13 protein-coding genes are annotated in these 11,258 nt (G+C 38.2%); all 13 read left to right on the top strand.

All coding sequences use genetic code 11. The annotated features are described in order from the left end of the window. Position 1 precedes the first annotated feature (1 nt). The 13 genes from GH754_RS03410 to frr all read left to right on the top strand — a co-directional run bounded on the left by GH754_RS03410 (position 2) and on the right by frr (position 11,106). Entirely contained in the window at positions 2 to 1,039 is a 1,038-nt protein-coding gene (locus GH754_RS03410; RefSeq protein WP_153727337.1) for a protein-glutamate methylesterase/protein-glutamine glutaminase, read from the top strand. A gap of 12 nt (positions 1,040 to 1,051) precedes the next feature. After that, positions 1,052 to 3,076 carry a chemotaxis protein CheA gene (locus GH754_RS03405; protein ID WP_153727336.1) on the top strand — a complete coding sequence of 675 codons (2,025 nt, stop codon included), beginning with the start codon at positions 1,052 to 1,054 and terminating at the stop codon, positions 3,074 to 3,076. Positions 3,077 to 3,088: 12 nt separating this feature from the next. Beyond that, complete coding sequence (locus GH754_RS03400; protein ID WP_153727335.1) at positions 3,089 to 3,556, top strand: chemotaxis protein CheW; 468 nt, start codon at positions 3,089 to 3,091, stop codon at positions 3,554 to 3,556. Positions 3,557 to 3,561: 5 nt separating this feature from the next. Further along, entirely contained in the window at positions 3,562 to 4,200 is a 639-nt protein-coding gene (locus GH754_RS03395; RefSeq protein ID WP_153727334.1) for a chemotaxis protein CheC, read from the top strand. Next, positions 4,193 to 4,696, top strand: coding sequence for a chemotaxis protein CheD (locus tag GH754_RS03390; protein ID WP_153727333.1), 504 nt, complete (start codon positions 4,193 to 4,195; stop codon positions 4,694 to 4,696). Before GH754_RS03395 ends, GH754_RS03390 begins: the two co-directional genes overlap by 8 nt. 29 nt (positions 4,697 to 4,725) lie before the next feature. After that, positions 4,726 to 5,499: a FliA/WhiG family RNA polymerase sigma factor gene (locus GH754_RS03385; RefSeq protein ID WP_153727332.1), complete on the top strand. Its 774-nt coding sequence runs from the start codon at positions 4,726 to 4,728 to the stop codon at positions 5,497 to 5,499. A 22-nt stretch (positions 5,500 to 5,521) separates the two neighbouring features. Continuing rightward, positions 5,522 to 6,907, top strand: coding sequence for a DUF342 domain-containing protein (locus GH754_RS03380; protein WP_153727331.1), 1,386 nt, complete (start codon positions 5,522 to 5,524; stop codon positions 6,905 to 6,907). A gap of 24 nt (positions 6,908 to 6,931) precedes the next feature. Next, positions 6,932 to 7,246: a hypothetical protein gene (locus tag GH754_RS03375; RefSeq protein ID WP_153727330.1), complete on the top strand. Its 315-nt coding sequence runs from the start codon at positions 6,932 to 6,934 to the stop codon at positions 7,244 to 7,246. A 10-nt stretch (positions 7,247 to 7,256) separates the two neighbouring features. Next, entirely contained in the window at positions 7,257 to 7,763 is a 507-nt protein-coding gene (locus GH754_RS03370) for a DUF6115 domain-containing protein (RefSeq protein WP_153727329.1), read from the top strand. Positions 7,764 to 7,922: 159 nt separating this feature from the next. Then, positions 7,923 to 8,651, top strand: a complete 729-nt coding sequence (gene rpsB / locus GH754_RS03365) for a 30S ribosomal protein S2 (protein ID WP_153727328.1) — start codon at positions 7,923 to 7,925, stop codon at positions 8,649 to 8,651. Between the two features lie 132 nt (positions 8,652 to 8,783). After that, the gene (tsf, locus tag GH754_RS03360; RefSeq protein ID WP_153727327.1) at positions 8,784 to 9,668 is read left to right on the top strand and encodes a translation elongation factor Ts; all 885 of its coding nucleotides are present in this window, start codon (positions 8,784 to 8,786) and stop codon (positions 9,666 to 9,668) included. A gap of 155 nt (positions 9,669 to 9,823) precedes the next feature. Beyond that, the gene (gene pyrH / locus GH754_RS03355; RefSeq protein WP_153727326.1) at positions 9,824 to 10,552 is read left to right on the top strand and encodes a UMP kinase; all 729 of its coding nucleotides are present in this window, start codon (positions 9,824 to 9,826) and stop codon (positions 10,550 to 10,552) included. Continuing rightward, positions 10,549 to 11,106, top strand: a complete 558-nt coding sequence (gene frr, locus GH754_RS03350) for a ribosome recycling factor (protein ID WP_153727325.1) — start codon at positions 10,549 to 10,551, stop codon at positions 11,104 to 11,106. The genes pyrH and frr overlap by 4 nt, the downstream gene beginning before the upstream one ends. The last annotated feature ends 152 nt before the right edge of the window (positions 11,107 to 11,258 follow it).

Below are 11,258 nucleotides of genomic sequence, written 5' to 3'. Positions count from 1 at the left end.
CTTGGAAAACATCCGTGTACTGGTCGTCGATGACTCAGCATTTATGCGAAAAATGATTTCAGAGCTGTTAAACAGCGATCAGAGCATAAATGTGATAGGAACCGCCCGTAATGGTCATGATGCCATCGCCAAGATCAAGAGCCTATCTCCAGATGTGGTGACACTAGATGTTGAGATGCCTGTAATGGATGGATTAAAGGCTTTACAAATCATCATGAAGGAATGCCCATTACCCGTAGTCATGGTTTCAAGCTTAACTCAGGCGGGGGCAGACTTAACCATTCAATCACTACAATACGGTGCAGTCGATTTTATTGCTAAGCCTTCAGGGTCGATTTCTTTAGATATTATGAAATTGCAGCATGAGATGATTGCAAAGTTGAAGTATGCTTCATTAGCAAAAGTAAGAGATTCACATCCAGATTTACTAGATTCTACGCATGCTAAAGCCTTTCCCACCCGTAAGACAATTGTAGCGATTGGCGTTTCTACTGGTGGTCCTAGAGCTTTACAGCATTTATTCACTTGTTTACCCAAAGACTTTCCAGCACCTATAGTAGTTGTTCAGCACATGCCAGCTAGATTTACGAAGTCACTCGCTGAACGACTAAACAAAATAGCAACAATTAACATTAAAGAGGCAGAACAAGGAGAAGTTTTAGAGAAAGGAACCGTTTACATCGCTCCAGGAGATAATCATTTGAGTATTGACAAAGTGGGAAATTCTCTTATTGCGAATACAACACAAACGAACAGTAAAAAAGGTCATAGGCCGTCTGCGGATGTACTGTTTAGATCCATCGCTCAATTATCGGATTATCGTAAATATGCCCTAGTTTTAACAGGGATGGGTTCGGACGGCTCAAATGGGATCAAAGCTTTAAAACAATCAGACCAAAATACGATTGTCATGGCGGAATCTGAAGAGTCTTCTATTATTTTCGGTATGCCAAAGTCGGCAATTGAGACGAAATGTGTTGATCATGTCGTAAGTATCGATAAAATGGGACAAGCGCTTTGTGAACGGATGCAACGTTAAGGGGGATTAATCATGGATATGAATCAATATCTGGAAGTGTTTATTGATGAAAGTAAAGAACATATTCAGAACATTAACGATCAGTTACTACTATTAGAAAAAGACCCAAACAATTTGGATTTAGTAAATGAGATTTTTCGCTCTGCTCATACGTTAAAAGGGATGGCAGCTACAATGGGTTATGAAGATTTGGCAGACTTAACCCATAAGCTAGAAAATGTGTTAGACAAGGTGAGAAATAATGAAATCATTATTGATTCCAATATGTTGGACGTTGTATTAGAAGCGGTAGAAGGGCTAGAGGAGATGACGCTTTCGATTGCAGAAGGTGGAGATGGCAAAAAGGATGTACAGGCCATTGTAAGTGAGTTGAAAAGGATTGAAGCTGGCGAATCATTAGAATCAGATTCATCACTGTCAACTAGTAATCAAGTACAAGAAAATAAAACCGGCTCTCCCTTTGGGGAATTAAATGAATTTGAAATTACCGTCCTTCAGGAATCAGTAGAACAGGATTTTTTCCAATATCAAATACATGTTTCATTACGTAAGGATTGTTTATTAAAAGCTGCGCGAGTATATATGGTATTTGAGGTACTTGAACAAATAGGTGAAGTGATGAAGTCTAATCCTAGTGTTGAGGATTTGGAGTCTGAAAACTTTGATTTTGATTTTTATGTTTTGTTCGTTTCTAAGGAAGAGGCTACATCAATTGAGAAGAGGATATTAAAGGTATCAGAGGTTGAGGCTGTTCATGTTGAAAGCTACACTTTATCCGAAAATAAGAATCAAAAACAAGAAAAACCAAATAACATGGTGAATAGTGAGCAAAAAGATCAACCTCAAAGCAAGGCTCAAACTGATCAAAGCCAGCCAGGAAATCAGGCTGTAAACAAAACCATTCGGGTAAACATTGATCGTCTAGATGATCTAATGAATTTATTCGAGGAGTTGGTCATTGATAAAGGAAGATTAGAACAAATCTCTTATGAGTCAGATCATGCTGAGCTAAAAGAAACCGTGGAGCGTATGTCAAGAGTATCTGGTGATTTACAAAATATTATCTTGAACATGAGGATGGTTTCCATTGCTCAGGTGTTTAATCGTTTCCCAAGAATGGTTCGTAAGCTGACAAGGGACTTAGGGAAAAAAGTAGATTTGGTCATTGAGGGAGCGGAAACAGAGCTTGATCGAACCGTGATTGATGAAATTGGGGACCCACTGGTTCATCTCATTCGAAACGCGCTTGACCATGGGATAGAAACACCAGAGGAACGTATGGAACAAGGGAAGCCTGAAACGGGTACACTATTGTTAAAAGCCTACCACAGCGGAAATCATGTTTTTGTAGAAATTGAGGATGATGGAAAAGGCATTCAAAAACAAAAAGTGTTAAAAAAGGCATTATCAAATGGCATTATTACGAACGAACAAGCGGAAAACCTGGAAGAGCACCAAATAAACGAGTTAATTCTTGCTAGTGGTTTTTCTACAGCGGAACAAATCTCGGATATTTCAGGTCGTGGAGTAGGTCTTGATGTGGTTAAGAATAAAATTGAATCCTTAGGCGGGAATATTACCGTTGGGTCAACTGAAGGAAAGGGCTCACTGTTCTCGATTCAACTTCCGCTTACTCTATCTATTATTTCAGCATTGCTAATCAAAATACAAGAGGATACATTCGCCATACCACTTTCATCCATCATAGAGACTGCGATTGTGAAAAAGGAGGATGTGCTTCGTGCACACAATAAAGAGGTTATTGATTTTAGAGGCAAAGTAGTTCCTCTCGTTGATATAAGAAGACTATTTGAATATTCTCTCGACGAGCAGGACGATGAATTATACTCCGTCATTATTGTAAGAAAAGGGAATAAGCTTTCAGGAATAATTGTAGATTCTTTTATCGGACAGCAAGAGATTGTCTTAAAATCACTTGGAAAATATTTAACCAATGTATTTGCTATATCTGGGGCATCTATTTTAGGGAATGGTGAAGTGGCCCTAATCATAGATAGTAATGCTTTAATTAAATAGGGAGGAATACAAATGGGAAATGAAAACCAAGACGTAAAGGTAATCGTATTTCAGCTCAACAATGAGGAATATGGGATTCCGGTAGAATTTATTGGTTCAATCGAAAGAATGGAGCAAGTAACACGTGTGCCCGGTACACCTGATTTCGTAAAAGGAGTTATTAATTTACGAGGAATCATTACACCTATTATTGATTTACGAGAACGGTTTGACTTGGACAAATCCGAATATAATGACCAAACAAGAATTATTGTGACTCACATTGAAGATATGACAGTAGGAATGGTAGTGGATAGTGCCAATGATGTAATAGATATTCCTGTGGACGCAATAGAACCACCTCCAGAGGTTATTGGTTCTATCCACGTAGACTATATAAGAGGTGTGGCAAAATTAGATAAGAGATTGTTAATTCTTCTACATATTGATAAAGTTCTTTCCAAGGACGAACTAACCGAAATCGAAAAAGTAGAGGGTTAAAAATCATGAAAGATACCTTTTCATTATCTCCATTTCAATTAGACCTTTTAAAGGAAATCGGAAATATAGGAGCGGGGAATGCTGCTACTTCACTGTCCAAAATTTTAAATCGAACCGTAAATATGAAAGTTCCTGAAGTAAAAGTGGTCTCCTTTGATGAAATGATGGATGTGTTAGGGGGACCAGAACAGGAGATTGCCTCCATTTTCGTCCGATTCGAAGGTAATGCCTCTGGTAGTATGTTTTTTGTTTTGACACCTGATGAAGCTTCGGTTCTAATTCGAAAAATGACAGGAAATGAGCAATTTAATTTTCACAATCCGCCCTATTCGAACTTAGCGATATCTGCTTATGAAGAATTAGGTAATATTTTAGCTGGTTCATATCTAAGCGCATTATCAGACTTCACTAACCTGAATGTACAACCTACCGTACCATCTTGTTCTGTTGATATGGTAGGGGCAATCCTTACAGTTGGCTTAATCGAATTATCACAGGTGACAGATCACGCTATTTTTATTGATACGATTCTAACAGATGAGGACCATAATGATGAGGAGATTAAAGGGCATTTCTTTTTGCTTCCTCATCCCGAATCGTTTGAAGTGATATTTAAATCCTTTGGAGTTTCTCATCATGAGTGAAACCTTTGAAATTGTCAAAGTTGGAATAGCTGATTTGGGAATAGTTCAGGCACCGAATCGAATTCGGACGTCAGGTTTGGGATCATGTGTAGGTGTGGTTATATTTAATGTGCATTTAAAAATAGCGGCTTTAGCGCATATAATGCTCCCGGATTCTACAACATTTAGGGGAGAAGGACTCAATAAAGCCAAATATGCCAATACCGCTATTGAGGAAATGATGACCCTATTACAGTCACATGGAGTTAGAAGGTATTCTCCACTTAAGGCCAAGATTGCGGGTGGAGCACAGATGTTCCAAATGACAAGTGGTACAAAGGAATCGATGCGAATAGGTCCTCGAAATGTTGCGGCCGTAAAGCAAGAGTTATTGAAATATAACATACCCATTGTAAGTGCTGATGTTGGGGGTGCAAGTGGAAGGACGGTTGAATTTAATCCAGAAACAAGCATGCTTAGTGTACGCACTGTGAATCATGGGACAAAGGAAATCTAACAGATAAACCGTCTAAAGGAGGAAGAAGGATGAGACAAGCAACTCCAGATCTACAATCATTATGGACATCGTGGCAACAGAAAAAAGATCAAGATGCAGGGAACGAACTTGTTACCTTATATATGCCTTTAGTCGATTATCATGTGAAGCGGATTTCAGCAAACCTGCCGAAAAGTGTTAGTAGGGAAGAAGTGAAAAGCTTAGGTTTAATGGGGCTAATGGATGCCATTAATAAATTCGATTACGATCGAGACTTAAAGTTCGATACCTATGCATCATTCCGCATAAGGGGAGCGATTATGGATGGTTTACGAAAGGAAGATTGGCTGCCTCGATCTGTTCGAGACAAAGCTAAACAGATTGAAGGAGTAGCGGAACAGCTTGAACAATCGATTGGACGTAAACCCTCTGCTGAAGAAATTGCGGGCGAAATGGATATTTCCAGTGATGAAGTAGTTCGAACTATTAAGGACACGCTATTTGCAAATACGTTATCAATTGAAGATAAAGCCTTTGAAGGTGATGATCAGGGAAGAGAGGGTATTGGCTACCTAGTCCCTGATGAAAATGCGATTATACCTGAGAAGCAGCTGGTTGATAATGAAAAGGTGAATGAACTGGCAGAAGCAATTCAAGGGCTTAATGAAAAAGAACAAATGGTAGTTAGCCTTTTTTATCATGAGGAATTAACACTAACAGAAATTGGGGAAGTATTAGAATTGTCAACCTCAAGAATCTCTCAAATTCATAGTCGTGCAATTTTTAAATTACGAAACATTTTAACCAGTATAGAAGACAAATAAATCTGTTTTGGAGGCTGACTACATGACAAAAGTGCATTCTCTAACAGATCTTTTTGAAATGAATATAACCTCAGACCGTATGGAGGTTTATTTGTCGCGGAAAACAGAGCAGAATACCTCTAGTTGTACTAGCAATGAAATTATCCGTTTTTTGAACCAGTCCAATATTACTTATGGAATCATCGAACATAACATTGATAGTCTCCTTGCATCAACAAACGACATCAATAAACCTTATTTAGTTGCCCGCGGCCTTCCTTCAATAGATGGAAAGGACGGATGGCTAACCTTTGAGGTGAATTTGCATCCTCAATTGACGGTAGAGGAAAGGGAAGGGTTAGACTTTCGAGATGTCATGAAAATCCCAATTGTTGAAAGTGGGGACACACTCGTAACAATTTATCCTCCAACCGAAGGAGAAGAGGGAATCGATGTATTCGGAAGGAACGTCGCTCCCTATCAAGGGAAAAGTGCAAAATTAAAGCTAGGTAAAAATACTGCCTTTCTAGATGATCATACAGTTATATCCACTACCGATGGACAAGTCTCCTTATTTGAGGAGGAAATCATGGTATTGCCTACGTATGAGGTACGTGAAACAATCGACATGAAGGTAGGGAATGTTGATTTTAATGGCTCTATTGTCGTACATGGAGATGTTCCAACAGGGTTTTCTCTTAAAGCAAAAGGGGATATTACCATTACAGGTCTAGTGGAAGGCGCTACCATACAAGCAGGTGGTTCAGTCTTTATTGGGGCTGGTATATCTGCCATGCATAAAGGGAAATTTGTAGCTGGATTAGATGTTCACGTAAAATATATTAATCAAGGAATCATTGAAACAGGTAGAGATCTTTTTGTTGAGGAATCAATTCTTCATAGTGATTGCATGGCTAGAGACCATATTTTCTGTCAGAAGGGAAATATAATTGGGGGGAATGTTTCAGCTGGGATATCAGTTTACGCTAAGGACGTTGGAAATCGATTAAATACAAAAACCAGTGTTTTCTTAGGAGAAAACAAGAAATCTGTTCTTAAAAAATACATGTTAGAGGAAAAACTTAAAACCCTTTCTAGTTCGATGCAAAAATTAAAGCTACTCGGTGACAAACTTCATGAAGTTGAAAATAAACGGGGCAAGCTTACTTCACAGGAAGCTTCTATGTTAAGGAAACAAAAGAATTCTATTCAGCGGGTTATCACTGAGTATAAAGAGGCGCAGTGTGAGTATCAGAGCTTTCAAGAAAAAGTTGCAGACCTTTCCCTGTCACAATTAACTGTTAATGGTATAATATACCCGAATACAGAAGTTGTGTGTGGCAGGTATCAACGACATATTTTAAATCAACATCAGCATGTGAAGGTCACATACCACAACCATGAGATAGTCGTATCATCCCTTTATTAAAGTCGATGGGGGTAGTGGTATATTATGAGTTGGAAAGCAGTAGAAATGCAAGTAGCACTTCCAAGAACACAGGATTTAGGACAAATTCAAAATCAACTAGAGCAACGTGGCTCCACTGTACAAAATTATTTAGCTCAAGCAAGGTTAAAAGAAGATGAGCGCCGACGAAAACAAGTGAATGAGACTAAACAGATCGAACACCAACGACTTCAAAATCCCCATCAAGAGAAGAACATGCAGCTTAAACAGCCTCAAACACAATCTCAAATCAAAAAACAAATAATAAATCAACAGCAGCGTCACCCATTTTTAGGCCAAAGAATTGACTATAATAGTTAGGTAGGTAATTATGATTGAATTTCTATTAACATTCAGTTTACTTTTACATGGAATCGTCTTTATCATAATCATATTTCTGTTTAAACGTATTGATTTACAAAAATCAGCTAATCAAAATAAAGAGGATATAAGAGAAATAGAAGACATGCTCTTTGCCTATGTCGAGGAAATAAAAGAAGAAAACCAAAAGTTATTGAATATCATTAATGAAAATGGAAAAAATGTGAAGGATGAAAAACAGGTAGAACAGAAAAAACACCAACAAGCGCTGGCTTCAACAACAAATACGCAAACTCAGAGTGCAAATATACAAGCTGATGAGTTGGAGCAAAAAGAAGAAACAAATGGTTACAATCCTGAAAATATCATGATAGATGATCAGCTTGAGATCCAAACCTCTGAATCTAAGGTCCTGCAATTATATCATCGAGGGTTATCAGTCGAGGAAATTGCTAAAGAGCTTAATATAGGGAAGACAGAAGTTGAGCTTATGATAAAATTTCAAAATCCGTCATAATTTTTTGCTTGCTTGAATACTTCCCATATGATATATTTACTTTTGGTGTAAAACACACACGCTTGACGATTTTACAGGAGGTGCTCATTTTTTAAGTGAGTCCCTGTAGAAAGATGAGTTGAGCGGAGGAAAAAAACCAATTTATTAGGAGGAAGAAAGATGTCAGTTATTTCTATGAAACAACTTTTAGAAGCTGGTGTACATTTTGGACACCAAACTCGCCGTTGGAATCCTAAGATGAAGAAATATATCTTCACTGAGCGTAACGGCATTTATATCATTGACCTTCAAAAGACTGTTAAGAAGGTAGAAGAGGCTTACGAATTTGTTAAGAACGTTGCTGCAGATGGTGGAACAGTTCTTTTCGTAGGTACAAAGAAGCAAGCTCAAGACACAGTGCGTGACGAAGCTGAACGCTCTGGAATGTACTTTGTTAACCAACGTTGGTTAGGTGGTACACTAACAAACTTCGACACCATTCGTAAACGTATCCGTCGTTTAAAGGATATCTATCGTATGGAAGAGGATGGTACATTTGAAGTACTTCCTAAAAAAGAAGTTGTTATGATTAATAAAGAAAAAGACCGTTTAGAAAAATTCTTAGGCGGTATTAAAGATATGGAAAAAATTCCGGATGTATTATTCGTGATTGATCCTCGTAAAGAGCGCATTGCAATTGCAGAAGCACATAAATTAAACATTCCAATCGTGGCAATGGTTGATACTAACTGTGACCCAGATGAAGTTGATTATGTGATTCCAGCTAACGATGATGCAATTCGTGCCGTGAAACTTCTTACTGGTAAAATGGCAGATGCTATTCTTGAAGCAAGACAAGGTGAAACAAACGAAGAAGTTACTGAAGAAGCTCAAGCAGTAGAAGAGTAAGAAAGGTTATGAAGGTGATAAGAGGGAAAGCCTTTTATCACCTTTTTTACACAAGCCTTATAAAAAAGATTGTCAGACGGGTTCATCCTGAAAGTAAAACAATACTACACTTTGTTTTAAGGAGGAAATGAAATGGCTATTACAGCACAAATGGTAAAAGAACTGCGCGAAAAAACTGGTGCAGGCATGATGGATTGTAAAAAGGCACTTCAAGAAACTGAAGGTGACATGGATAGTGCAGTAGATTTTCTTCGCGAAAAAGGTATTGCTAAAGCAGCGAAGAAAGCAGATCGTATTGCTGCAGAGGGTTCTACATATATCGAAGTGGATGGAAATGTTGCTGCTTTATTTGAAGTTAACACAGAAACAGACTTCGTTGCCAAAAACGAACAATTTAAGAACCTTTTGAGTGAGCTTGGTAAGCATTTAGTTAAGCAAAAGCCTGCTGATGTTGAAGAAGCGCTTCAACAAAAACTTCATGGTGAAGGTGACACATTAGAGTCATTCATCACTTCAGCTATTGCAAAAATTGGAGAAAAAATCTCCCTACGTCGTTTTGTTGTAGCCGAAAAAGGCGATAACGATGCATTTGGTGCTTATCTTCATATGGGTGGACGTATTGGTGTTTTAACTGTTCTTGAAGGAACTACTGATGAATCTGTAGCAAAGGATGTAGCTATGCACGTAGCAGCTGTTAATCCTAAATACATTTCTCGTGATGAAGTTTCTCAAGAGGAAGTTGAGCATGAGCGTACAGTACTTAAGCAACAAGCAATGAACGAAGGAAAGCCTGAGCACATTGTAGAAAAAATGGTTGAAGGTCGTTTAGGTAAATACTTTGAAGAAATTTGCTTACTTGAGCAAAGCTTTGTTAAAGACCCTGATCAAAAGGTTAAGAAGTTTGTTGAGTCTAAAGGTGCAACAGTTAAATCCTTTGTACGTTATGAGGTTGGGGAAGGACTAGAAAAGCGTGAAGAAAACTTCGCTGATGAAGTTATGAACCAAGTGAAAAAATAACATGGAAACAAAAATAGGGGACACAATGTGTTCCCTATTTTAAAAAGGCCATACTTACATACTTGAATGTTTTTTGATAAATAACAGTTTTCTTATCAATTTTTCTTCTTACCTAAGGGTTTGTGAAAAATTTGATAATAGCAATGGAGGTTACTATGTCAACAGTCCGATACCAGCGAATTGTGTTAAAATTAAGTGGAGAAGCATTAAGTGGAGAAGCAGGCTTTGGAATTGCACCCTCCATTATAAAGTCTGTAGCTAAGCAAGTGAAAGAAGTTTCAGAGTTAGGTGTAGAGGTTGCTGTCGTTGTTGGTGGCGGAAACATTTGGCGAGGCAAGATTGGTAGTGAGATGGGAATGGATCGAGCTACTGCGGATTATATGGGCATGCTAGCTACTGTCATGAATTCATTAGCCTTACAAGATAGTCTAGAGAACTTCGGCATCCCAACACGCGTTCAGACGTCTATCGAGATGAGACAGGTTGCAGAGCCATACATTAGAAGAAAAGCTATGAGACATCTTGAGAAAAGCCGTGTGGTGATTTTTGCTGGAGGGACAGGAAATCCTTATTTTTCTACTGATACTACAGCAGCATTACGCGCTGCTGAAGTTGAAGCTGATGTCATTCTTATGGCCAAAAACAACGTAGATGGTGTCTATAATTCTGACCCATTAAAGAATGAAGATGCAAAGAAGTATGAAGAACTTTCATATTTAGACATTCTTAATGAAGGGCTACAGGTTATGGATTCAACGGCTTCATCGTTATGTATGGATAATAATATCCCACTTATTGTTTTCTCGATTATGGAAGAGGGCAATATTAAGCGAGTCGTTTTAGGTGAAAATATTGGAACTATTGTTAGGGGGAAAGAAAAATGAGTCAAGCAGTAATTAATGAAACAAAAGAAAAAATGGAAAAGGCAACACAGGCTTATACGAAGCAACTTGCAACAGTTCGTGCAGGTAGAGCAAACCCTTCTATTTTAGATAGTGTTACTGTTGAATACTACGGTGCGGTTACCCCACTTAATCAACTTGCAAATGTTTCAGCACCGGAAGCACGTTTACTTGTAATTACTCCATACGATAAATCTATACTTGGGGATATCGAAAAGGCAATCCTAAAAGCCGATTTAGGTCTTACTCCTACAAATGACGGAAATGTAATTCGCATCAACATCCCTGCATTAACCGAAGAGCGTCGTAAAGACCTTGTGAAAGTTGTGAAAAAGTATGCAGAGGAAGCAAAGGTACAAATTCGTAATATTCGTCGCGACAGTAATGACCAACTTAAGAAGCTAGAGAAAGATGGAGATTTGACCGAGGATGAGTTGCACGGCTTCCAAGATGATGTACAAAAAGAAACGGACAACTACATTAAAAAAATCGATGACCTAACAAAATCAAAAGAAGAAGAAATTTTGGAAGTATAAAGGGTTGGACGACCTAAAAAAATCATTTTCTTCAAACATGGCATGATTATGTAATGAAACATCCCTCATTTTCCGGGGGATTTTTCGCTTGTTTTGAAGTAATAGACGAGGGTTACTTTAACGTATGATATAATGTGACCCTCCGTTTTTCT

It is taken from the genome of Salinibacillus xinjiangensis (assembly GCF_009649735.1).
Lineage (GTDB): Bacteria > Bacillota > Bacilli > Bacillales > Alkalibacillaceae > Salinibacillus > Salinibacillus xinjiangensis.
Note: the sequence above shows the minus strand (reverse complement) of the source record. Positions and strands in the feature narration are given on the sequence as shown.